We start from the raw sequence: 25,680 nt of genomic DNA, 5'->3' as shown, positions 1-25,680 counted from the left end.
TGGCGGCATCCATGCCGCCAAGGGTCCCGCGACGGTGGGCGGGCAAGGACCAGTCGTGTTGGTCGGTGTGCAGAGCTATCAGCAGAGCAACCAGCAGCCCATGCGATGCGGTGTCTTCGCTCTTCAGTAAAACCACCAGCCAACTGTCTGGCGTGGTGTCCTCGCCGATTGCGGGACCGTGTGGCGGCATGGATGCCGCCACCGAGCCTCCACGGACGGATTCACGGCGTGTCCCGCGAGCGGTGAGGGCGCCGCGCCCCCGACCGGACTTGAAGACAGCCAAGCGATCGCTACACGCACGATGCAGATGTCGCTACATGATTGCCTGATCCCGGCAGCAAAGACGCAGAGCGGATCATCTGCGCCTTTGCTGCTGGATCCTGGCCCGCCCGCCCACCATCCCAGGACACGCTGCAAGTACGTCCTTGCAGCATGGCGCTCTGCACGCGTGCGTCGTTGTGGTGCCCTGAATCAGCTGTAGGCGTGACGTGCGTTGGCCAGTAGGGTGCTCAGGCGATCTTCCTGTTCGAGCCGGAACACAGCCACTGCGTCCACCAGCTGCGCGGCCTGGTCTTCCATTGCGCGTGCGGCTGCGGTTGCTTCTTCCACCAGGGCGGCGTTCTGCTGGGTGGTTTCGTCCATCTGGGTGACGGTCTGGTTGACCTGGGTGATGCCGGCGGCCTGCTCGCGCGAGGCGCTGGTGATTTCGCCCATGATGTCGGTGACGCGCTGCACCGAGCTCACCACTTGCTGCATGGTGCTGCCGGCTTCGGAGGCCAGTGCAGCGCCGTTACCGATGCGGGTCACCGAATCTTCGATCAGGTGCTTGATCTCCTTGGCGGCGCCGGCCGAGCGCTGGGCCAGCGTGCGTACTTCGCTGGCGACCACGGCAAAGCCACGGCCCTGTTCGCCGGCACGGGCGGCTTCCACGGCGGCGTTCAAGGCCAGGATGTTGGTCTGGAAGGCGATGCCGTCGATGACGCTGATGATCTCGGCGATCTTCTTGGACGAGGTGTCGATGTCGGCCATGGTGCTGACCACGCGGCCGACCACGTCGCCGCCCTTGGCCGCCACGCCGGCGGCATCCAGCACCAGGCGGTTGGCCTGGTCGGCATTGTCGGCGTTCTGCTTGACGGTGGCGGTGAGCTCTTCCATCGAGGCGGCGGTTTCTTCCAGCGCAGCAGCCTGCTGTTCGGTGCGGCGCGACAGGTCGCCGTTGCCGGTGGCGATTTCAGTGGCCGCGGAGTTGATCGCCAGCGACGAGTCCTTGATCCGGCGCACGATGCCGGCCAGCTGGTCGGCGGTGGCATTGGCGTCGTCGCGGATGGTGGCGAACACGCCTTGCAGGTTGCCGTCCATGCGCGCGGTCAGATCGCCTTGCGACAGCGAAGAGAGCAACGCGGAGACGCGCGACAGGCCGTCGGCGTTGTTGTCCAGCAGGGCGTTGAGTTGCTGGGCAAGCAACAGCAGGAAGCCCTGTTTGCCGTCGAGGCTGACACGCTCGCTCAGGTCGCCGGCGGCGGCGGCCTGCACGATGCGGGCCACTTCCTGTTCTACCTGGACTTCCTGGGTGCGGTCGGCCCACTCGACCACAAACCCCATGCGCTCGCCGGCGGCGCCAAGCACGGGGCTGACCACCAGACGCATGGTGCGGCCGCCGACATGGATCTGTGCCACGTGCGTGCTGGTGAGCTGGTCGAGCATGCGCGCCTGGTGCTCGGGCTTGCGATGGAACTGGTCGATGCTGGCATTGATCAGGGCATCGGCGTCGAAGTTGGGCAGGTCGCGGCGCAGCTCGTCCTGCACGCTCTTGAGCATGCGCTGCAGCGGACGATTGACATAGATGATGCGGCGATCGGCATCGGCGATCATCACGTTGGTGCTGACATCGTCCAGCGCGGTACGCACGCGCAGCGCCTCGCTGGCGATCAGGTGGTCGCGTTCCAGGCGTGCGCGCAGGTCGTCGCGCATGGTGCGGGCGCTGAGCAGCAGGCGGCCGAGTTCATCGTGGCGGTCGATCTCGATGGGGTTGTCCAGGCGGCCAGCGGCAACGTCGCCGAGCACGCGTTCCACTGCCGCCAGCGGGCGGGTGACCATCTTGCGCGCGGCGATGAACACCACCGCGATGCACAAGGCCAGCACCACCAGCGAAAACAGCAGCATGCTGCCCAGCAGTTCGTTGAGCGGGCCGTCGATGGCGCTGCGCGGCTGGGTGCCGATCACCGCCCACTGCCACGGTGCATAACGCTGTGCGGTGACTTCGAAGGCCTGGCTGTTGCCCTTGGCATCGCGCAGTTGCAGGTTGGCGCTGGGCTGCTTGCCGTCCAGGACCGACTGCAGCGCGGCCTGCTGGTCGGCCGGCACCAGCGCCGACAAGGTCGCAGGCGTACCGGGCGGTGCGGCGATGATCTGGCCCTGGCGTTCGCCCGGTGCCATGTCGGCGATGACGAAATACCCGTCCTGGCCCAGCGTGGTCGCGCTGACCTGCGCCTTGAGTGCGGCCAGGCCCTGGGTGTAGTTGCGACCGACGAACAGCGCGCCGATCACTTCGCCGGCGTCGTTGCGCAGCGGTGCGTAGTGGGTCATGTACTGCTCGCCGAACAGCTGTGCCTGGCCAGTGAAGGGCTTGCCTTCGGACAGTGCGGCGTAGGCCTTGCCCTTGCGGTCGAGCAGGGTGCCGATCACGCGCTCGTTCTGCTTGTTGCGCAGCGAGGTGGTGATGCGCACGAAGTCGTCGCCGGTGCGCGCGAAGATGGTCGCAACGCCGCCGGTGGCCTGCGCAAAGCGGTCCACTGCCTCGAAGTTGAGATTCAGGACCTGCGTGCCGGCCTGCAGCGATGGCGTGTGCTGCTCGCCGATGGTGACGGTGCGGGAGGTCTCCAGCTGGCGTGCGCCACGCGGCAGCATGTCGTCGAACACGCTGCCCAGACGCTGGGTGCCTTCGGTCAGGGTGACGTCGTACATGCCTACCGACTGCTGCATCAGGCGCGTGCTCGAACGCAGCTCGGCCTTGACCTGCGCTTCGATGTCGCCGGCCGATTGCCGGTAGATGGTCATGGCCAGCAGGCCGAGCGAAATGGCAATGACCACGGTGAGGAGGGCAGAAAGCCGTGTGCCGACGGACAGCCGGTTGAAGAAATGCATGAGGAATCGACCTTGCCCGGGGGAGGGCGTTACGGATGCGTGAACCTGATAGCGGCCGCCTATGCTTGAAATTGATGTTTTATGCCGAAATCTGCATAAAACGGGGCAGTGCGTTAAGTTTCCAGTGTATGAAATCGCTTTCAGTGTCCTGAGCGATTCTGGCATTTGTTATGAATGCATGAATATTGGCGCGTCTGGCTCGGTCAGCGACCGAGTGTGGCAACCCAAAAAAAGGGCCGCTTCCCCTCGCCAGGGAAGCGGCCCGCAAGATTCGCAGTTGGCGAATCGAACGCTCTCGAATGCTGTGTGGTGCGGCGAACGGGTTGCGGAGCTGCTTAATGGCCGGCGGCCGCCACCCGATGCCGGCGAGTGGTGCTGTCGTACCGCGCGGTCAGGCCGGTTGACGCACCGTGCCGGGGGAGTGCGCGGCGCACGTCAGGCCGATCAATGGCTCAGAACTCCTGCCATTCGCCAATCGTGGTGGTGGCTGCAGCGCCGGCGCTGCTGCGGGTGGAGGTGGAAGCCAGCACCGGGCGCGGTATGCGACGCGGCACGGCACCTGCGTGGCCAACCGGCGCACTGCGAGCGGCAAGCGGCGGATGGCGCTCGATCTTGAACACCGCCACCGCTTCGGTCAGCTGCTGGGCCTGTTCTTCCATCGCGCGGGCAGCGGCGGTGGCTTCTTCCACCAGTGCAGCGTTTTGCTGGGTGGCCTCGTCCATCTGGGTGACGGTGAGGTTGACCTGCTCGATGCCGGCCGACTGTTCCTGCGATGCAGCGGAGATCTCGCTCATGATGTCGGTGACGCGCTGCACCGACGCCACGATCTCGGCCATGGTGCGGCCGGCCTGGTCCACCAGCTGCGAGCCATCGGCCACACGTTGCACGGAGTCGCCGATCAGGTCCTTGATCTCCTTGGCGGCCGCCGAAGAACGCTGCGCCAAGGTGCGCACTTCCGAGGCCACCACCGCAAAGCCGCGGCCCTGTTCGCCGGCGCGCGCCGCTTCCACCGCTGCGTTCAAGGCCAGGATATTGGTCTGGAAGGCGATGCCATCGATGACGGAGATGATGTCGGCGATCTTCTTCGACGAGGCCTGGATGCCGGCCATGGTGTCGACCACCTTGCCGACCACTTCGCCACCTTGCGAAGCGACACTGGCCGCGCCGATGGCCAGCTGATTGGCCTGCCGTGCGCCTTCGGCGTTCTGCTTGACGGTCGAGGTGAGCTCCTCCATGGACGCTGCGGTTTCTTCCAGGTTGGCGGCCTGTTGTTCGGTGCGCTGCGACAGGTCGTTGTTGCCGGCGGCAATTTCGCTGGCAGCGGCATTGATCGACACCGCCGAGGTCTGGATATGCCCGACGATGCCGGCCAACTGGGTGGCGGTGGCATTGGCATCGTCGCGCATCTGCGCGAAGACGCCCTTGAAGTCGCCGTCCATGCGTGCGGTGAGGTCGCCGGCGGCAATCGCCTGCAGCATGCCCGACAGCGATTGCAGGCTGCCGTCGGCGGTGGCCATCAGCTGGTTGAGGCTTTCGACCATGATGCGGAAGTCGTACTGGAACTGCGCCGCGTCGCCGCGCGCACTGAAATCGCCATCGGCTGCGGCCGTTGCCAGCTGTTTGATCTGCTGGTTCATCGCTGTCAGATTGGCTTTGACCTGCGCCATGGTGTCGGTGAGGGTGGCCTTTTCGCCCGGCAGCTGGTCCATGTCGTCGCTCAGGTCGCCGATGGCGTAGCGGCCCATGATCTGCGCAAGGCGTGTGGTGAGCTGGATGTGGCTGTCGACCAGGGTGTTGGTGTCGCCGGCCATGCGGCCGAAGTCGCCCGGGAACACGCCGGCGTCCATGCGGAAACTGATCTGGCCGGCATCGTGGCGCTTGGCCATGTCCAGCTGGGCGGTGATGAGGTTGCGCACCTGCGATTGCATGGCGTCCATGGCCTGCAGCAGGCGGCCGGTCTCGTCACTTGCATCGGTGTGCACGGCGTTGTCGAGCCGGCCGTTGGCGATCGCTTCGGCGGCGCGGGTCGCGCGGTTCAGTGGGCCAGTGAGGCTGCGGGTGATGATCCAGGCCAGCAGAACGCTGAGCAGGACCACACCCACGCCACCGCAGATCAACAGGCGGCGGCCACGCGCCATGGCGTCGTTGGCTTGTGCATAGGCTACCTGGCTGCTTTCGCGCTGTGCGTTGGAATACGTCCTGATTGCATCCTGCCAGCGCTGCGTGGCCGGCGCGGCGCGCTGGATGAGGATCGGCATGGCTTCGTCGACCTTGCCGGCGGTGCCCAGTTCGCGCACTTGCTGGTTGTGAGACAACGCCTGCTCGCGTGTCTTGTCCAGGACATCACGCAGTTGCTGGTCATGTGCATCGGCAGGGAAAGCGTAGAGTTTTTCGCGCAGCTCCTTGTAACGCACACGCTGGGCGTCGATCGTTTCACCGAACTCACGGCTCTGCTGGGCAGTGGTCGGCAGCACGATGTTGCGCAGATTCAACGAAATGGTGGCATTGGCGTCCAACATGTCGGTGGCGTACTGGATCATCGCCATGTTGCGGTTGACGATGGTGTCCAGCCGCTCGCGTGCCTGGCCGAGCGTGTACAGGCCAGCGGCAATCAATGCGCACGACAGCAGGATCAAGATGCCGAATGCCAGCGAGAGGCGTTTGCCGACGTTGAAGCGGTGCAAAAAAGAAGTCATGGAATGGCCTGATGAATGGATGGGCGAGCGGCAAGAGCTGAAAGCGTGCACCGCAGAGTTGCGGGCGATGGATGCCTTGCGTGTTCCAGTAACGGCCCGGGCGCTGCGCCGTTGATGTGTCTGCTTTTCCGGGGTAAATCCCTGGATCAGGCACGTGATGGCCGTGTGTAGACCGGGTAGGGAGTTGGTGTCCGGCTGTCGGGAGCGACCCCTGGAGCGCTGTCAGGAGGCAGCTTTTCAGGTGGAAACGACAACGCGAGTCCAGCTGGATGTGTAGAAGGATTTCACGCGGGTGTACCGGCCGCGTTGCCGCCGCAGAGACGGGCCGCGCTGTGGCAATGCGCGACGAGGCTGCACTGGGATCGGTCCAGGAGGTGTCGTCGTATCTCGGCGCGGCACAGCTCATCGACGTCGGGCGGACAGCGGTGCTCTGGGGTGCACGTGGTGCGCGGCTGCTCCAGACAAACCGAAGGCCGACCTGGGAGCGCCAGGCCGGCCGTCAGGGAGCAAGACGGGAGTCATTGCGCGGTAGCAATGGCTCAGAACTCGCGCCAGTCGTCGCTGCCTGTCGTGGCCAGAGCGGACGCGGGCGCTCGCGCGGTGCTGCGCAGACGCGGCGGGCAAGACGATGCTGCCGGTTTGATGGGTTGACGGGCGAGGACGCGCGCAGCGTGGTTGCCGTTGTGCACCTTGAACACGGCCACCGCTTCGGTGAGCTGCTGTGCCTGCTCTTCCATTGCGCGGGCGGCGGCTGTGGCTTCTTCCACCAGCGCGGCGTTCTGCTGGGTGGTTTCGTCCATCTGGGTCACGGTCTGGTTGACCTGCTCGATCCCGGCGTACTGCTCCTGCGAGGCCGAGGAAATCTCGCCCATGATGTTGGTGACGCGCTGCACGCTGGCGACGATGTCGGCCATGGTGGTGCCGGCCTGGTCGACCAGCGTGGCGCCTTGCGCGACCTTGTCCACCGAGTCGTCGATCAGGTGCTTGATCTCCTTTGCCGCACTGGCCGAGCGCTGGGCGAGGGTGCGCACCTCGGAGGCGACCACCGCAAAGCCACGGCCCTGCTCACCGGCACGTGCCGCTTCCACTGCGGCATTCAGTGCCAGGATGTTGGTCTGGAAGGCGATGCCGTCGATCACGCTGATGATCTCGGCGATCTTCTTGGACGAGGCCTGGATATCGGACATGGTGGTGACCACGTTGGCCACCACGTCGCCGCCTTGCGAGGCGACCGCAGCGGCGCCGATGGCGAGCTGGTTGGCCTGGCTGGCGTGTTCGGCATTCTGCTTGACGGTGGAGGTGAGCTCTTCCATCGAGGCAGCGGTTTCTTCCAGGTTGGCCGCCTGTTGCTCGGTGCGTTGCGACAGGTCCTGGTTGCCGGTGGCGATTTCGCCGGAGGCCAGGCCGATCGCACCGGCTGCTTCCTGGATGCGGCCGACGATGTTGGCCAGCTGTTCGGCGGTGGCATTGGCGTCGTCGCGCATCTGCGCGAACACACCCTGATACTGACCGCTCATGCGTGCGGTCAGGTCGCCGGCGGCGATCGATTGCAACAGGCCCGATAGCGACTGCAGGTTGCCGTCGGCGGTGGCCATCAGGTGGTTGAGGCTTTCCACCATGAGGCGGAAGTCGTACTGGAACTGCTCGGCATTGCCGCGTGCGCTGAAGTCGCCATTGGCCGCCGCCTGGGCCAGGTGCTTGATCTCGTGATTCATCGTGGACAGGTTGTGCTTGACCTGATTCATCGCGGTGGTGATCGCGGCCTTTTCGCCGGGCAATTGCGGCATGTCTTCGCTCAGATCGCCGATGGCATAGCGTTCCACCAGGTGAATGGTCTGCATCTTGACCTTGATGTGCGCGGCGACCAGCTCGTTGGTGTCGTTGGCCATGCGCCCGAAGTCGCCCGGGAACGCGCCGGCATCCATGCGGAAGCTGATCTGGCCTTCGTCGTGGCGCTTGGCCATGTCCAGCTGCGCGGTGATCAGGTTGCGCACCTGGTCCTGCATCTTGTCCATGGCCTGCAACAGGCGGCCGGTTTCATCGTTGGCCTGGGTGCGCACATCGTTATCGAGGCTACCGTTGGCAATGGCCTCGGCGGCGCGCGTGGCCTGGGTCAGCGGACGCACCAGGCTGCGGGTGATCGCCCAACCCAGCAGGCCGCTGATCAACACCACCGCCAGGCCGCCGCCGATCAGCATCGCACGGCCGCGTGCCATGGCCGTGGTGGCGGCTTCATAGGCTTCGGTGGCGCGACGGCGCTGCAACGCCGAGTAGCCGGCCAGTGCGTCCTGCCACTGCTCGGTGGCCGGCGCAGCTTTCTGCAGCAGCAGTGCCAGTGCTTCGTCGGGCTTTCCGCTCAAGCCCAGCGCCGCGACCTGCGCATTGAGCTTGTTGGCCGCCTCGCTGGCCTGGTCGATCTTCTGTCGCAGGGCGGTGGCCTCCGGCGATGCAGAAAACAGGTACAGCGTGCTGCGGCTGTCTTCATAGGCGGCGAGCTTGTCCTTGATGATGCCGGCAAAGCGCAGGTTGTCCGCCTCGGAGGTGGGCAACACGATGTTGCGCAGTTGCACGGCAACCGCCGAGCTGGCGTTGGTCATGTCCTGCAGGTGCTGCATGATCGTGATGTTGCGGTTGACCACGGTGTCGATGCGCTCGCGTGCTTGCGCCACCGTGTACAGCCCGGTGGCGACCAGGCCGCAGGACAGCAGGATCAGCGTGCCGAAGGCGAAGGTGAGGCGCTTGCCGACGTTGTACCGTTGTAGAAGAGCGATCATGTTGAAATCTCGAGGCAATGGGCGGGAAGGGGGAATGCGCATCGGCCAGGTCGCGTAGATCACTACGTCGAGCCGGGCCATGGCAGGCAGGCACCCAGCCCTCCGTCGGTGCTGGTGAGAGGTCTCACGCGGCAATCGGTTGCGGGGCAGGTCTGCATGCTTGTGGTCGGTAACGGCGACTGCCGCGGCCCCTGAACTCGCTTGCGTGGCCGTGTACGGGCAGCCGTCACCGAGGTGAGGCGGGCGTGCACACGCGGGCTGGAAAGGCCGCTATCTGGATGACCGCCAGGCGTTGCGCGCGCGGGCAATTCACCGCTCGATCACGCGTCGGGCGTGATGGCTGTGTGCAGGCAGGTGTGGTGCCGGGTGAATGCACCGGCGAGGCGAGGGCGAAGCGAGGGAGGCGGCGCGCCGGAGTCACCGGTGAGGTAAGCGGCGCGCTGGCGCAATTGCTGAAGGGCGCAGCATCGGAGCCATCGCGGTGCGCGATGGCGGCCGCAGGCGCGCTGCCTGCGTGCCGACCAACATCACGTCCACGGCAGCCGGTGCCATGTCAGGCGGCAGTGTCGTCGGTCAACGCGTGGGTCGCAGGGGCCGGGCCATCGACGGATGCCGTGGCCCGCGCCTGGCCGTTTTCAGGCCGCCTGCCCCAGGCGCGCCGGTGCGGCCGCCTGCAGCTGGAACACCGAGACCGCATCACGCAGTTGCTGCGCCTGTTCTTCCATCGAGCGTGCCGCGGCGGTGGCTTCTTCCACCAGCGCTGCGTTCTGTTGGGTGGCCTGGTCCATCTGCGCGATGGTCTGGCCAACCTGTTCGATGCCTTGCGACTGCTGCTGCGAGGCCTCGCTGATCTCCTGCATGATCGTGGTGACGTTGCGCACCGAGTCGACGATGTCCTGCATGGTGCGGCCGGCCTGGCCGACCAGCTGATTGCCGTGGTCCACCCGGCTGACCGAGTCGTCGATCAGCTGCTTGATTTCCTTCGCTGCACCGGCAGAACGCTGGGCGAGGGTGCGCACTTCCGAGGCCACCACGGCGAAGCCGCGCCCCTGTTCACCGGCACGCGCCGCTTCCACGGCGGCATTCAGTGCCAGGATGTTGGTCTGGAACGCGATGCCGTCGATGACGCCGATGATGTCGGCAATCTTCTTGGAAGCCGCCTGGATGCCGGCCATGGTGCCGACCACCTGGCCAACCACCTCGCCCCCCTGCGATGCCACCGAGGCGGCGCCGACCACCAGCTGATTGGCGCGGCGGGCATGCTCGGCGTTGTTGCGCACGGTGGAGGTGAGCTCCTCCATCGAGGCGGCGGTTTCTTCCAGGTTGGCGGCCTGTTGCTCGGTACGCTGCGAAAGATCCTGATTGCCCGACGCGATCTCGCTGGCGGCCTCGTTGATGGCGTCGGTGGAGCGCTGGATGCGCCCGACGATATCGGCCAGCTGGGTCACCGTGGCATTGGCATCGTCGCGCATGCGTGCGAACACGCCATGGAAATCGCCGTGCATGCGGGTGGTGAGGTCGCCGGCGGCAATCGCCTGCAGCACCGTGGAAAGCGACTGTAGATTGGCATCGGCCGTGGCCATCAGCTGATTGAGGCTGTCGACCATGGCGCGGAAATCGTACTGGAAGCGCTGCGCGTCGCCGCGCACGCTGAAATCACCGTTGGCGGCGGCCTGGGCCAGCAACCTGATCTCGCTGTTCATTGCCGAGAGATTGCGCTTGACCGTGTCCATGGTGTCGGTGAGCACGGCCTTTTCGCCGGGCAGGCGGTCCATGTCCTGACTCAGGTCGCCGATGGCGTAGCGCGACATGATCTGCGCCAGCTGCAACGTCACCGCGACATGCGAGCCGACCAGCGCATTGGTGTCGTGCACCATGGTGGCGTAGGCGCCGGGGAAGCTGTCGGCCTGCATGCGGTAGCTGATCTGGCCGGCGTCATGGCGCTGCGCCATCTCGCTCTGTGCCGCCAGCACGCGCTGCAGCTGCTCCTGCATCCTGCGCATGTTGTCGAGCAGCTGGCCGGTCTCGTCGTGGCTGGGCGCCACGATGCGCTCGTCCAGCTCGCCGCGCGCGATGTTGGCCGCCACTGCCGCGGCGCGGCGCACGTTGCGGGTGAGCCGGGACAGGGTGTACCAGCACAGCGTGGCGATCAGCAGCGCAAGCAGCGACAGCCCGGCGATGGCCTGCCACATGGCATTGCGCGCATCCGCCAGGTGCCGCTGGGACTGCCGCTGCAAGGCCTGCAGCGAGGTGCTGCTGAGGTCCTGCATGGCCTGGCCAAGTGCATCGAGCGCAGCATTCCATTGCGTGTCGGCCTGGGTGTCGCTGCCGTCCAGCGCGGTGGCCAGCGCCGCCAGTGCTGCAGTGGCGCGCGTGGCTTCGGTGCGGGCCGCATCGGCCAGGGCGGGGTCGGGCTGTTCCAGCAGGCCCATTGCCTTGTCCAGCTCATGGCGGAAGCGCACGTGGTGCCGCTGCAGCTGGTTGAGCTGCTCGCGCAGCATGGCGCGGCTGTCGCCGGCCTGCGATGGATCGCTGGCCGCATCCAGGCGGGTCAGCGATTCGGTGGCATCGGGGCTGTAGATCAGCGTGGCCACCACCAGGTGGTAGCTTTCGATATACGGGGTGTAGACCAGCTGGCTGTCGTCGCGCAAGGCGTCGAGCGCAGCGAAGGCCTGTTCGCTCACGCCGGCATAGGCGTTGGCGTCGGCACTGGCGAGATGGCGTTGTTGCAGCGCCAGCAGTTGTTTCTGGCTGCGTTCGAAGCCGGGCATTGCCGCCGTGGTCACAAGCAGTTGCTGCAGGTCGCGTTCGGCCCGGCTGGATGCCGCGCTGGCGGCGCTGCCGCTGTCGACATGGGCCGCATGCAGGTCGGTGATCAGGCCCAGCATCTGTCCGAGCGGGCCATAGCTGCGTAATTCGTTGCTGCTGATGGTGACGCTTTCATTGAGCTTGCCGCTGTACAGCAGAACCGGAATGATCAGCCCCACCAGCGCCAGCACACCGATCGCGCCGAGTTTTCTGGCGATGGCCAGATCATCCCAGCGGCTGGTCCAGCGGCGCGGGGAAGGGGGATGGGGCTGCGGCAACTGCGCGGGCGAAGTGGTCATCGATGCGTCTCATGGGCGTACGCAGGCTATCGGCCGATACCAGTTATGCCTTGAGCCGGCCGGCATCGCTGCCGACCGGAACCGTTCAGCCAGTCCTGCTCGCTTGCTCAGAACTCCTGCCAGCTGGTGTCGTTGCTGGACGCGGTGACCACCACGCGCGGTTTGGACGCAGCAGTGCGCCCGGCCGCGGCAACCTGCGCCTTGAGCACGGCACTCACCGCCGGCCGCGACGGGACCGCACGCACCGGCGACGGCGGCGCCGATGCATGGCCGGCGTCGGTCTTGAACACCGCCACGGCCTCGGTCAGCCCGACCGCCTGTTCTTCCAGTGCACGCGCCGCGGCGGTGGCTTCTTCCACCAGGGCGGCGTTTTGCTGGGTGGTTTCGTCCATCTGGGTGACGGTCTGGTTGACCTGCTCGATGCCCGAGGACTGCTCCTGCGAGGCGGCGGAAATCTCGCCCATGATGTCGGTGACGCGCTGCACGCTGGAGACGATCTCGCCCATGGTCTTGCCGGCGTCGTGCACCAGCACCGAGCCGTCGGCCACGCGCTGCACTGAGTCGTCGATGAGGTCCTTGATCTCCTTGGCCGCGCCCGAGGAGCGTTGCGCCAGGGTGCGCACTTCCGAGGCCACCACCGCAAAGCCGCGGCCCTGTTCGCCGGCGCGTGCGGCTTCCACCGCTGCGTTCAAGGCCAGGATGTTGGTCTGGAACGCGATGCCGTCGATGACCGAGATGATGTCCGCGATCTTCCTGGAGGAGGCTTCGATGCCACTCATGGTCTCGACCACCTTGCTGACGATCTCGCCACCCTGCGAGGCCACGCCGGCCGCACCGATCGCCAGCTGGTTGGCCTGGCGTGCGCTTTCGGCATTCTGTTTGACAGTGGAGGTGAGCTCTTCCATCGAGGCGGCAGTTTCTTCCAGATTGGCGGCCTGCTGCTCGGTGCGCTGGGACAGGTCCTGGTTGCCGGCGGCGATTTCGCTGGCGGCACCCTTGATCGAGATGGCCGACGCCTTGATGCCGGTGACGATCTCGGCCAGCTGCACGGCGGTGGCATTGGCATCGTCGCGCATCTGCGCAAACACCCCGTGGAAGTCGCCGCTCATGCGCGCGGTCAGGTCGCCTGCGGCAATGGACTGCAACAGACCGGATAGCGACTGCAGGTTGCCGTCGGCGGTGGACATCAAGGTGTTGAGGCTTTCCACCATGACCCGGAAATCGTACTGGAAGCGCTCGGCATCGCCGCGTGCGCTGAAGTCGCCATTGGCCGCGGCCTGCGCCAGGTGCTTGATCTGCGTGTTCATCGCGCCCAGGTTGAGCTTGACCTGCTCCATGGTCTCGGTGAGCACAGCCTTCTCGCCGGGCAGCTTGTCCATGTCTTCGCTGAGGTCGCCAATGGCATAGCGGCCCATGATCTGCGCCAGTTTCATCTTCACCGCGATATGCGAGGCCACCAGGTTGTTGGTGTCGCTGGCCATGCGGCCGTATTCCCCCGGGAACGCATCGGCATCGATGCGGAAGCTGATCTGGCCTTCGTCGTGGCGGCGGGCCATGTCGGTCTGCGCGGCCAGCAGGTTGCGCAGCTGCTGCTGCATCTTGTGCATGGCCTTGAGCAGTCGGCCGGTTTCGTCGTTGAACGGGGTGTCGACGTCGTTGTCCAGCTGGCCGCCGGCAATCGATTCGGCTGCGCGGGTGGCGCGGCTCAACGGTGCGGTGAGGCTGCGGGTGATCAACAGGCCCAGGGTGCCGCTCAGCAGCACCACCAGCAGCGTGCCGCCGATCAGCAGCTTGCGCGAGTCGTCCATCGACTTCAGCGCAACAACCGATGCGTCGGCGGCCATCTTGTCCTGCAGTGCGATGTTCTCGGCGATCTTGTCCTGCCAGCCCTGCATGGCCGGCGCGGCCTTGGTGAGCAGCAAGGGCAGGGCTTCGTCGCTATGGCCGGTCATCACCAGGTCCATCACCTTGTCGTTCAACACCTTGACCTCGGCACGGCGCGCATCGATCTCGGCGCGCAACACCTTGCCCTGGTCCGAGGGCGGCATGGCATACAGCGCTTCGCGCGCCTTGTTGTAATCGGCACGTGCCGACTGGATGATGGCGATGAACTGGCGATTCTCTTCATCGGTGGTGGGCAGCACCACATTGCGCAGCTGCATGCCGATAATGAAATTGGCGTTGATCATGTCGTTGGACAGCCGGATCTTCACCATGTTCTGGTGCACGATGTCGTCGACCAGGGCGCGTGCCGATGACAGGCCGCGATAACCGATGAAGGCAATCAGGCCGGACAGCACGATCAGCACGGCAAATGCCGCCGCCAGGCGCGGGCCTACGTTGTACCGCTGGAGTAATGCAGTCATGACAAAGTCCTGGAAGGCTCGAGATGGAAGGAGCGACCCGGTGACGCCACAGCCTGCTGCGTGACATGTCGCTAAGACGAATAACGGCGGCATTGTGCAAATACTTTATACCTGGGTAATGGAAAATGTATAACCAGGTCGGTGCCGTGGGTGGCTTCAAGGATGTGTCCGTTCTATATATCGATTAAGTGGGGAAGTAACTGGCGAGCTCTGCAGTTGATTTAGTACAGTAATTGAATGTGCTCGAAATAAACGTATTGGCTTGATTGACTGCCGGGTCCGCTTTGCTGCGCATGTAGCCAATAAAAAAGCCGCGCTCCTGCGAGCGCGGCTTTGATGAAACTCGCATTGAAACTGGGGCTTAGAATTCCGCCCAATCCGACTCGCTGGACGGCGCCGCTGCAACCGCGCTACGCGCTGCAGGACGCGCCGCACGCGCTGCGACCGGCGTGCTGACCGCAGCCGGTCGCTTGGCGGTGATGTGGCGCACCACCGGCGTGGCGCGGGTCACCGCTTCCAGCTCGGCCGACAGGCGGAACAAGGCCACCGCTTCGGTGAGCTGCTGTGCCTGTTCTTCCATCGAGCGCGCGGCGGCGGTGGCTTCTTCCACCAGTGCGGCGTTCTGCTGGGTGGCCTCGTCCATGTGGGTCACGGTCTGGTTGACCTGCTCGATGCCGGCCGACTGTTCCTGCGAGGCGGCGGAGATCTCGCTCATGATGTCGGTGACGCGCTGCACCGAGGAGACGATCTCGCTCATGGTGCTGCCGGCCTGGTTCACCAGCGCCGAGCCTTCGGCCACCTTGCTCACCGAGTCGTCGATCAGGCTCTTGATTTCCTTGGCGGCACCGGCCGAACGCTGCGCCAGCGTGCGCACTTCCGAAGCCACGACCGCAAAACCGCGGCCCTGTTCGCCGGCACGCGCCGCTTCCACGGCCGCATTCAAGGCCAGGATGTTGGTCTGGAAGGCGATGCCGTCGATGACGCTGATGATCTCGGCGATCTTCTTGGACGAGGTTTCGATGCCGGACATGGTGGTGACCACCTGGCCGACCACGCTCCCGCCATGCGATGCCACGCCTGCCGCACCGATCGCTAGCTGGTTTGCCTGACGCGCGTGTTCGGCATTTTGTTTGACGGTGGAGGTGAGCTCCTCCATCGAGGCGGCGGTTTCTTCCAGGTTGGCGGCCTGTTGTTCGGTACGCTGCGACAGATCCTGATTGCCCGCGGCGATTTCGCCGGCCGCCGTATTGATGGCCAGGGTGGAGTGCTTGATGCGGCCCACGATGTCGGTCAGGCGTTGCACGGTGGCGTTGGCATCGTCACGCAGACGCGCGAACACCCCATGGAATTCGCCATCCATGCGTGCGGTCAGGTCGCCATCGGCCACCGCGCCCAGCAGCTGCGACAGCTTGCCCAGGTTGCGATCGCTGACTTCCATCATCGAGTTCAGATCCGCCACCATCACCGCGAAGTCGTACTTGAAGCGTGCCGCATCGCCGCGGGCGCTGAAATCGCCAGCCGCAGCGGCTTGCGCCAGCTGCTTGATCTCGGTGTTGATCGACAACAGGCTGGCCTTGGCCGCATCCATCGCTTCGTGCAGGATCGCGCGGCTGGCCGGCAGACGGCGGGCGTCCTGGGTCAGGTCGCCTTGTGCGTACTGGTTGAGGATGCGCACCGAGTCGGTGATGGCATCCAGATGTTCGAAGATCATGGTGTTGATGCCGCCGGCCAGCGTGCCGTACACGCCGGGGAAATCTTCCGGCATGCGGTGGGTGATGTCTTCGGCCGCATGCAGGTGCGACATGCGCGCGGTCTCGTCGGAGAAGCGGCGCAGCATCAGGGTCATGCCGCCGGTGGCGTCCAGCATCTGGCCGATTTCGTCCTTGCTGGTCTTGCCGATCTGCACGCTGAGATCGCCCCGCGACACTGCCTGGATGGCGCCCAGCGCCCTGGACAGCGGGTTGGTGATGCTGCGTGCAATCAACCAGCCAAAGGTCACCGACAGGGCCGCCATCAGCAAGGTGCCGATCAGCAGCACCGCACTGGTCAGCTTGAACGAGGCGCTGCTGGCCGCAACCATGTTGGCCAGTGCAGTGGACTGCTCGGCGTACATCTTGTCGATGGTCTGGAACAGCACCTTGCGGATGTCGCCGGACTGCTTGTTCGCCAGGATCGCCGCGGCGTAGTCGGGCTGCTTGTACAGCGCACGCAGTGTCTTGTTGGCCTCGAAGTAACTTGCGCTTTCCTTGGCCAGCTTGTCGTAGCCGGCCTTCAGCGGGGAGCCGGCGCCGACCTTGGCCTCCAGTGCCTTCTGTGTCTGGAGGTAGCTGGCCTGGATCTCGTCCATGCGGGTGAGAAAGTAGGCGTAGCGCTCGGGATTATCCAGATTGACGAACTGGCCCGACTCGTAGATGCGGAATTCGCCACCGAAGGCGCGCAGTTCCGACAGCCTGCTCAGCACCGGCACGACATTTTCATTGATCAGCACGGCCTGCTGCTGCATTTGCTTCATGCGCGAGAAGCCCAACCCACCCAGCAGGGCGGTGAGCACGGCACTCAGGCAGAACGCAAACATCAGTTTGCGGCGGATGGGCCAATCGTTGAACTTGTTCATCATGTACTCCGGGCGATGCAAGGCGATGTGTGTCCTGCACGCTAACGGCCCGGGGCCCGGATTCTTTACTTTGCAAGGATGAACGCGGCGTGTTCGGCGACGCGCCGCGTGCCGATTTGCGATGAAGCGCGCCGCGAAAGACGCGGTGCGGCGTCTAACCATGCCGTGCGCGGCAGGTCATCGTGACGTCTCACACAGCGCAGCTGCCGCGCCCGTGGCCGGGCACGACCGCAGGCGGTTCAGACCCGTGGGCGCGATGGCCTGGGTGCAGGGTGGGCGGCGATGGAGGCGAGCGTGGGCCGGCCGGTCGATGCGGTGGCTGGGGCCGTATCGGCAAGCGTGAAACGCGACACCGCCTGCGCGAGCTGGCCGGCCTGTTCTTCCATCGCACGCGCGGCGGCGGTGGCTTCTTCCACCAGTGCGGCGTTCTGCTGGGTGGCTTCATCCATCTGGGTGACGGTGAGGTTGACCTGCTCGATGCCGGCAGACTGCTCCTGCGAGGCGGCGGAGATCTCGCCCATGATGTCGGTGACGCGCTGCACGCTGGCCACGATCTCGGCCATGGTGGTGCCGGCCTGGTGCACCAGATGCGAGCCTTCGCTCACCTTGTGGACCGAATCGTCGATCAGGTGCTTGATCTCCTTCGCGGCGCCGGCAGAGCGCTGCGCCAGCGTGCGCACCTCCGAGGCCACCACTGCAAAGCCGCGGCCCTGTTCGCCGGCACGGGCGGCTTCGACCGCCGCGTTCAGGGCCAGGATGTTGGTCTGGAAGGCGATGCCGTCGATCACGCTGATGATCTCGGCGATCTTCTTCGAAGAGACCTCGATGCCGGACATGGTGGTGACCACCTGCGCCACCACCGCGCCGCCATGCGCGGCGACATCGGCCGCGCCGATGGCCAGTTGGTTGGCCTGGCGCGCATGCTCGGCGTTCTGCCTGACGGTGGAGGTGAGTTCTTCCATCGAGGCAGCGGTTTCTTCCAGGTTGGCGGCCTGTTGCTCGGTACGTTGCGACAGGTCGCTGTTGCCGGCGGCGATCTCGCTGGCTGCGGCATTGATCTGCGTGGCCGAGGTCTGGATACCGGAGACGATGCTGGTGAGCTGCGCCACCGTGGCATTGGCATCGTCACGCATGCGTGCAAACACGCCTGCGAACTGCCCATCCATGCGCACGCTGAGGTCGCCTTCGGCCAATGCGCTGAGCAGGCTGGAAATGCGCTCCAGCCCCTGCGAGGTGGTTTCCAGCAAGCCGTTGAGCTGACGGCCGAATTCCAGATAGAAGCCGTGCTTGTCATCCAGCGCCAGGCGCTGACCGAAGTCGCCCATCAAGGCAGACTGCACCAGTGCGGCCACTTCTTTTTGCGTGCTCACTTCGGCACTGACGTTGCGCCACAGCAGCATGCTGCCGCTGCGATGGCCGTCCGGCGCGTACAGCGGAGTCATGGTCAGGTCCAGGGTCACCGGGCCGAAGGTGTAACGCTCGGACACGGTGGACTGCAATTGCTGCAATCGCTGCGTGCGCGCCCTGCCATCGGCGTCGGTGCCGAACACGTACTCCAGCGGCTTGCCGACCACCGCATCGGCACTGAAACCGGCCTGGCCCTTGGCATGGAAAGCCGCTTCGCCATGCTTGAACGAGGTGTGCAGCGCTTCGGTGATGAACACCGCATTGTGGTGTTCGTCGGACAGCAGCACTTCCATCTCGGAGTGCTCCAGCGCGGTGCGGATACGCAGGTTTTCGTTGGCGACGGCGGTGTCGCGCTCGATGCGCGCGCGCAGATCGTTCTGCATGCGCTGCATCGCGCCCATCAGCCGGCCCACTTCATCCTGGCGTTGCACGGCGATCTGGTTGTCGAGCTTGCCCGAGGCGATCGCGTCGGCCACGCCCACCGCCGACTCCAGCGGACGCACCACCTGGCGACGCAACAGCAGGAACAGCGCGCCGCTGAGCACCACCGCCGAACCCAGCCCCACCAGCAGGATCGTCCACAGCAGGCGATGCGCCTGCTGCATGATGGCCGCGTACGGCACCACCACGCCCAGCGCGAAACGTTCCTGCGCCTTGCCGATCTGCAGCGGCACATAGGCACTGACCATGCCGGCCGCGTCGGGGGTGAAATCGACCGAATCCTTGCCAGCCTTGATGGCCTCCAGCATGGTGCGGTGCCGTGCATCGGTCAGCGGCTTGCCGATGCGCGTGCTGTCGCGCGAGGACAGCACCACGCCGGCGGGCGACAGCAGCTCCACATACCCGCTGTCCATCGGGCGCAGGGCGCCCAGGCGCTGTTGCAACGCTGCCAGTGCCACGTCCACCGTCACTGCGCCCAGGTAGGTACCGTCCTGCAGGATGGGCGTGGACAAGGTGGTCATCAGCACGGTCTTGCCGCCGATCTTGTAATCGTACGGTTCGGCCACGGTCTGCCGCAGCAGGGCGCGCGGCTTGAGATTCCAGTCACCCAGGCCGGGGGTTTCGTAGTCGGTGAGCGGCTCACGCACCAGGGTGTGGCCGTCGCGTCCCCAGTAGGTCATGAAACGGCCGGTGGCGTCGTGGCCCTGGGCATTGGCGAAGGCGCTGTCCTTGCCATCGAAGGCCTGCGCTTCCCACAAGGTGCCCATGCCCACCCATTCGGGATGGTCCTGCAATTGATCGTGCACCACCGCGGCGGCGGTGTCGCGGCTGATGCCACCGTTGGCGCGTTGCACCAGCAAGGTGGTGGCCAGGGATTGACCGGTGGTCAGCGCCTGACCCAGTTCGCTGCCGATCTGCTCGGCCTGGTAGCGCGCAGCGTTCTGCATCGTGGCCTGCGCCGATGTACTCAATGCGCCGCTGCTTTGCCAGTAGGTGATGGCCGCGGTCAGCCCGAAGCACAACGACGCAATGACCGCAGTGCCGAACATCAGGCGATACGCCAGGCGTCCGCCGAAACGTGAGTGCGTGGAAAGCGAAGTCATGGGTGTGGCCGCGGAAAAGGGAGAAGGCCCCGCCGGGGCGGGGAATCTGCAGGCGAAGCAGGCAGCGCACCTGCTGTTCGACCGCCGGGCAGGTATAGCTGCGATCAGAACCCGGCATGGTGCGTGCGCCGGCTGCCATCCGGGCGCGCAGTGCGCGCCCACTGGAGCTCACGCGCGCGCGACCCCCGTCGGCCGCGGCTAGTAGGCGGCCAGCGCCACGCGCTTGGGTGCGCGTGCACCTACACTGCCGTGGGAGCTGGCCGTGGTCGCCACCACCCGGAAGATCGACACCGCATCGTCCAGTTGCTGCGCCTGCTGCTGCATCGCATTGGCTGCGGCGGTGGCTTCTTCCACCAGTGCGGCGTTCTGCTGGGTGCTCTCATCCATCTGGGTGACGGTGAGATTGACCTGCTCGATGCCGGCGGACTGTTCCTGCGAAGCGGCCGAGATCTCGCTCATGATGTCGGTGACGCGTTGCACCGAGGACACGATCTCGGCCATGGTCTTGCCGGCCTGGTCCACCAGCGCCGAGCCCTGCGCGACCTTGCCGACCGAATCGTCGATCAGGTGCTTGATCTCCTTGGCCGCACCGGCAGAGCGCTGCGCCAGGGTGCGTACTTCCGAGGCCACCACCGCAAACCCACGCCCCTGTTCGCCGGCGCGTGCCGCTTCCACCGCGGCGTTGAGCGCCAGGATATTGGTCTGGAACGCAATGCCGTCGATGACGCTGATGATCTCGGCGATCTTCTTCGAAGAGTGTTCGATGCCGGACATGGTCTCCACCACCTGGCTCACCACCTGGCCGCCCTGCGAGGCCACGCCGGCGGCACCGATCGCCAGCTGGTTGGCCTGGCGCGCGCTTTCGGCGTTCTGCTTGACGGTGGAGGTGAGCTCTTCCATCGAGGCGGCGGTTTCTTCCAGGTTGGCGGCCTGCTGCTCGGTGCGCTGGGACAGGTCGTTGTTGCCGGCAGCGATCTCGCTGGCCGAACCGGTGATGGAGGCGGCGGCCTGCTGGATGCGCCCGACGATGCCGGCCAGCTGGGTGGCGGTGGTGTTGGCATCGTCACGCATGCGCGCAAACACACCGTGGAACTCGCCGTCCATGCGTGCGGTCAGGTCGCCCTCGGCCAGTGCGGTCAGCAGCTCGGACAGCTTGCCCAGATTGCGGTCGCTGACCTCCATCATGGCGTTGAGGTCGTTGATCATGCGCGCCGAATCGTGCTTGAAGCGCGCGGCATCGCCACGTTGGCTGAAATCGCCGTTGGCGGCGGCCTGCGCCAGGCGCTTGATCTCGTTATTGATCGCCAGCAGGCTGGCCTTGGCTGCATCCATGGCTTCGTGCAGCACTGCACGCGTACCCGGCAGGCGCGCGGCGTCGCGCGACAGGTCGCCCTGCGCGTATTCGTTGAGGATGCCGATGGCATCGACGATGGCATCCAGATGCTCGAAGATCATGGTGTTGATGCCGGCCGCCAGTTCGCCGTAGACGCCCGGGAAGTCGGTCGGCATGCGGTGGGTGACGTCGTCGCCGGCGTGCATGTGCATCATCACCTTGGTCTGCGCGGAGAAGCGCTCCAGGGTATGCACCATGTCGTCGGTGGCCTTGAGCATCTGGCCGATTTCGTCATTGCCATGCTCGGCGGTACGCACGCTCAGGTCGCCGCGCGCCACGCCCTTGATCGCTGCCAGGGCACGCGAGACCGGCTCCAGGATCGAGTTGCCGATCATCCAGCCCACCAGCAGGTTGAGCAGCACCAGCACGGCACCGGCCAGCGTCACGATGCCGGTGAAGGCCAGCGCCTGCGACTGGGTATCGTCCAGGTAGACACCGGTGCCGATCACCCAGCCCCACGGCTTGTACAGCGCCGCGTAGGAGGTCTTCTGCACCGGGTCCTTCTGCCCGGGCTTGGCCCAGGTGTAATCGACATAGCCGCCGCCGGCCTGCGCGGCGGTCACGAACGCGGGAAAGATGCGCTTGCCGTCGGGGCTGAGCACGTCGTTGAGCGGCTTGCCATTGAGATCCGGACGGGTGGGATGCATCAGCATCACCGGCGCCTGGTCGGTGACATAGATGTAATCCACACCACCGCGTGCACGCATGGTCGACAAGGTGTGCAGCGCAGCCTTCTTGGCGGCGTCCACGTCCATCTCGCCCTTTTGCGCGCGCTCGGCATAGCCGTTGACCACCGCGATCGCCATCTCGATCTGGCTCTTGAGGCCGTCGCGACGGGTGTCGGTGAGATCCACGTACTGCATGCGTGCCGCGATCACGGCCAGGATGATGATGCCCAGCGCAACCAGCGCCGTCTGGGCGAGGAATTTGCGCTTGAGCGGCACATTGGCCAACGTCTTTGCGAGCGAGCTCTTGAACGTCATGACAGGTATCCAGCGAGAGGATAGTGACCGGGATAAGTCGAATAGCGACCCAGTGGGAAAAATGTTGAGCACCGCGTGACGCTGTTTGTGCTAGCGCGGTGCACAGCCGATTTCAGCGCCATCCGGGCGCTCGAGCGTTCGACCGACGCGATGCCCTGCGCCAATGCACGCGCTCAGGCGCGACGTACCGCACATCGCACCGCACATCGCACACGTCGCTCTGCAGGACAGAGCGCATGGCATGCGCAGCGTGGGGGCTGGCAGACAGCGATGCAGGGTGGGCGGCCGCCTGGCCGCGCACCGGGCGAGCTCAGTGCCGCGGCGACGCGCCGACGGGGGTGATCGAGGCCTGCAGGTTCTGCAGTTCGGTCCACAGCAGCTGGCGGGTGTCGCCGGCATGGCCCAGCGCCAGGGCCTGGGCATCGTGCAGATCGCCGTCATGCAGGGCGCGATTGGCCTGGCGGTGCTGCGCCAGATACTGGCCCAGCTGCTGCTGCACCACTGCAAACTGACGCGCCTGTTCGCCCTGCGGCGCGCTGGCCTGGAAATAGCCCGCATGGCGTGCGATGCGTTGGCGCAGGTTGCCCAGACGCTCGTCGTAGGCCTGCACGCGCGCCGGGTCCTGCGCTGCGGCCAGCTGGGCACGCTGATCGTTGCGCAGCTGCACCAGGTCCACGGCAAGCGACTGCAGTGCGCTGACCGGCACGTTGTCGAGCAAGACGGACACCGGGGCGGCCGGCGCGGCGAAGGAGGGCGGCAACGACACGCCCGCGGCCAGCACGGCAACGGCAAACACGGCGCCCAGCACGTTGCGGGCAGAGCGGATGGGATTGGCGGTGTGCATGCGGGACGTCCTTCAACGATGCGCGGGCGATGCGGCCCTCAGTGCCATGTGTATCGGCCGCAGACGCTTGTGCTTGATCACCTTTCGACCAACGGCACTGCAGCGTGGTGAATTGTTGGCTTGGTGAAGTGCCCGGCGATGGGGTCCTGTGTCCGGATAGCAGAACGCCCCGGGGGTGGCCGGGGCGTTTCGACGGATCGTGAAGCGCCGGGTTGTGCGCTGTCTGGTGCTGTCGCGTCGGGCCGTCCCCTCACCCCAACCCCGCTCCCGGGGGAGAGGGGTTCAGCAGCCCTGAACTTAAAACTCGCGCCAGCTCGCATCGTTGTCGGCAGCGACTGCCAAGGCCGGCCGCTGCGCCGCGGCGGATCTGGCTGCAGGCCTGGCTGCCGCAGGTCCGGGCTGCCGGGGAGCGACCGTCGAGGCGACGCTTGCCAGGTGTCGCGGGGCAGGGCGGTGCGTCGCCGCCGGCTGCGTTGCGCCGGGATTGGTCTTGAAGATCGACACGGCATCGGCCAGCTGGCCGGCCTGTTCTTCCATCGCCCGCGCGGCCGCCGTGGCTTCTTCCACCAGCGCGGCATTCTGCTGGGTGGCCTCGTCCATCTGGGCCACGGTGAGGTTGACCTGTTCGATCCCGGCCGACTGTTCCTGCGAGGCGGCGGAGATCTCGCCCATGATGTCGGTGACGCGCTGCACGCTGGCCACGATCTCGCTCATGGTGGTGCCGGCCTGGTCCACCAGCGCCGCGCCTTCGGCCACCTTGCCGACCGAGTCGTCGATCAGGTGTTTGATCTCTTTCGCTGCACCGGCAGAGCGCTGCGCCAAGGTGCGCACTTCCGAGGCCACCACCGCAAAGCCGCGGCCCTGGTCGCCGGCGCGCGCCGCTTCCACCGCCGCATTCAAGGCCAGGATGTTGGTCTGGAAGGCGATGCCGTCGATCACGCTGATGATGTCGGCGATCTTCCTGGACGAGATCTCGATGTCGGCCATGGTCGCCACGACCTTGTCGACCACGGCGCCGCCCTGCGAGGCGACAGCGGCGGCGCCAATGGCGAGCTGGTTGGCCTGGCGGGCACCTTCGGCATTCTGCCTGACGGTGGAGGTGAGCTCTTCCATCGAGGCAGCGGTTTCTTCCAGGTTGGCGGCCTGCTGTTCGGTGCGTTGCGACAGATCGTTGTTGCCGGCGGCAATTTCGCCGGCCGCAGTATTGATCGAAGCGGTGGCGTGCTGGATGCGTCCGACGATGCCGGACAACTGCTCGGTGGTGGCGTTGGCGTCATCGCGCATCTGCGCGAACACGCCATGGAACTGGCCGTGCATGCGCTCGGTCAGGTCGCCGCCGGCAATGGCCTGCAGCACCTTGGACAACGCACCCAGATTGCCGTCGGCGGTGGCCATCAACTGGTTGAGGCTCTGCACCATCGCCAGAAAATCGTGCTGAAAGCGCTGCGTATCGCCACGCACGCTGAAATCGCCATTGGCCGCGGCCTGCGCCAGCAGCTTGATTTCGTCGTTCATTGCCGAAAGATTGCGCTTGACCGCATCCATGGTGTCGCTGAGCACGGCCTTTTCGCCGGGCAGGCGGTCCATGTCCTGGCTCAGGTCACCAATGGCGTAGCGCGACATGATCTGCGCCAGCCGCATCTTCACTGCAATGTGCGATTCGACCAGGGCGTTGGTGTCACGCACCATGCTGCCGTATTCGCCGGGGAAGGCGTCCTGGTCCATGCGGAAGCTGAGCTGGCCTGCCTCGTGCCGGCGTGCCATTTCCTGCTGTGCGGCGGCCACGGCCTTGAGCTGATCCTGCATGCCACGCATGCTGGTCAATAATTGACCAGGCTCATCGCCGGGTTGCGGGCCGATCGGGTTGTCCAGTTCACCGTGTGCGATCGCCTCGGCGACCTGCGTGGCCTGCCGGAGCGGGCGTACCAGGCTGCGCGAGATCAGCCACGCCAGTGCGGCCGCCAGGCCAGCGGACACCAGGCCGAACGCAATCAGGGCACGGTTGGCCAGCGCGACGCTGCTCAGGATGGTGTCGGCGCCGGCGGCATTCTGCTGGTTCTGCAGTTGCACCGCTGCGGCAATCGCCTTGGAGCGGCGTTCCAGCAACGGTTGCGCCTGGCCGTTCAACAGTTGCTTGGCACCGTCCAGGTTGCCCTCGCGCACCATGCCGAGCAGGCGGTTGTTGGTGGCGCGCGCCGCGGTCAGGCTGTCTTCGATGGCCTGGCGTGCGCGCATGCCGTCGGCGTCGGTGGGCAGCTGCTTGAGCGCGTCCCACAGCTGCGCGTAATGCGTGCGGTTGGCCTTGAGCTGGGCATCGACGGCGGGCAACTGCTGCGGCGTCGCCAGCATGAAGTCGCGCATGTAGCGCTCGCCAAGCATGTTGCTTTCACGCATCTGGTTGAGCAACGCGGCCTTGCGGTTGTTGACCTCGATGATGATGGAGACCTGGTTCTTGACGGTCTTGAATTCGTACAAGGCCAGGGTGGTGGAGCCGGCCAGCAGCACGATCAGCAACGCGAATGCCAACGCCAGGCGTCGCCCGACGGTCAGGGAATGCAGGAATGTCATGGTGTTCTCTTGGGGAGGGTGGGAAAGAGATACACCGGTAGCGTGCGCTAGCCTGAATTCTTAAGTCCTGATGCTGCACTGCAGCATGCTCGCGTTCAGTCGTGTGGCGAGTGCAATCGGCGCTGCAGCGGCGCGCTGGGCGCGCGCGTAGGCCGCGCCCAGCGAGATGTGCGGCGTCGATGATCGGCGCGCGTGGGGAGAGAAGGATGGGTCACTGCATCCCCGCAGAAACCATCAAGC

10 protein-coding genes and 1 pseudogene are annotated in these 25,680 nt (G+C 65.7%); all 11 read right to left on the bottom strand.

Features of this window, described 5'->3' with window-relative positions; all coding sequences use genetic code 11:
- Positions 1 to 202, bottom strand: a 202-nt coding sequence (locus XnspCFBP7698_RS21825; RefSeq protein WP_158591108.1) for a hypothetical protein, incomplete at its 3' end; no start/stop codon positions are given.
- 269 nt (positions 203 to 471) lie between these two features.
- Positions 472 to 3,144 carry a Cache 3/Cache 2 fusion domain-containing protein gene (locus XnspCFBP7698_RS20710; protein ID WP_104581451.1) on the bottom strand — a complete coding sequence of 891 codons (2,673 nt, stop codon included), beginning with the start codon at positions 3,142 to 3,144 and terminating at the stop codon, positions 472 to 474.
- 452 nt (positions 3,145 to 3,596) lie between these two features.
- Positions 3,597 to 5,840, bottom strand: a complete 2,244-nt coding sequence (locus XnspCFBP7698_RS20705; RefSeq protein ID WP_104581452.1) for a methyl-accepting chemotaxis protein — start codon at positions 5,838 to 5,840, stop codon at positions 3,597 to 3,599.
- 539 nt (positions 5,841 to 6,379) lie between these two features.
- A complete protein-coding gene (locus XnspCFBP7698_RS20700) occupies positions 6,380 to 8,614 on the bottom strand; it encodes a methyl-accepting chemotaxis protein (RefSeq protein ID WP_104581453.1) in 2,235 nt (744 codons plus the stop codon).
- A 635-nt stretch (positions 8,615 to 9,249) separates the two neighbouring features.
- On the bottom strand, positions 9,250 to 11,721 hold the full coding sequence (locus tag XnspCFBP7698_RS20695; RefSeq protein ID WP_104581454.1) for a methyl-accepting chemotaxis protein: 2,472 nt from the start codon (positions 11,719 to 11,721) through the stop codon (positions 9,250 to 9,252).
- A gap of 107 nt (positions 11,722 to 11,828) precedes the next feature.
- The gene (locus tag XnspCFBP7698_RS20690; protein ID WP_104581455.1) at positions 11,829 to 14,087 is read right to left on the bottom strand and encodes a methyl-accepting chemotaxis protein; all 2,259 of its coding nucleotides are present in this window, start codon (positions 14,085 to 14,087) and stop codon (positions 11,829 to 11,831) included.
- A 361-nt stretch (positions 14,088 to 14,448) separates the two neighbouring features.
- Positions 14,449 to 16,701, bottom strand: coding sequence for a methyl-accepting chemotaxis protein (locus XnspCFBP7698_RS20685; protein ID WP_104581456.1), 2,253 nt, complete (start codon positions 16,699 to 16,701; stop codon positions 14,449 to 14,451).
- A gap of 347 nt (positions 16,702 to 17,048) precedes the next feature.
- A pseudogene (locus XnspCFBP7698_RS20680) lies at positions 17,049 to 19,652 on the bottom strand (methyl-accepting chemotaxis protein); the annotation flags it as partial.
- A gap of 198 nt (positions 19,653 to 19,850) precedes the next feature.
- Positions 19,851 to 22,028, bottom strand: a complete 2,178-nt coding sequence (locus XnspCFBP7698_RS20675; RefSeq protein ID WP_146093271.1) for a methyl-accepting chemotaxis protein — start codon at positions 22,026 to 22,028, stop codon at positions 19,851 to 19,853.
- A gap of 310 nt (positions 22,029 to 22,338) precedes the next feature.
- Entirely contained in the window at positions 22,339 to 22,872 is a 534-nt protein-coding gene (locus tag XnspCFBP7698_RS20670) for a hypothetical protein (RefSeq protein WP_104581457.1), read from the bottom strand.
- A 297-nt stretch (positions 22,873 to 23,169) separates the two neighbouring features.
- Positions 23,170 to 25,440 carry a methyl-accepting chemotaxis protein gene (locus XnspCFBP7698_RS20665; RefSeq protein WP_104581458.1) on the bottom strand — a complete coding sequence of 757 codons (2,271 nt, stop codon included), beginning with the start codon at positions 25,438 to 25,440 and terminating at the stop codon, positions 23,170 to 23,172.
- Positions 25,441 to 25,680 lie beyond the last annotated feature (240 nt).

Source organism: Xanthomonas sp. CFBP 7698 (assembly GCF_003600855.1).
GTDB lineage: Bacteria > Pseudomonadota > Gammaproteobacteria > Xanthomonadales > Xanthomonadaceae > Xanthomonas > Xanthomonas cannabis.
Note: the sequence above shows the minus strand (reverse complement) of the source record. Positions and strands in the feature narration are given on the sequence as shown.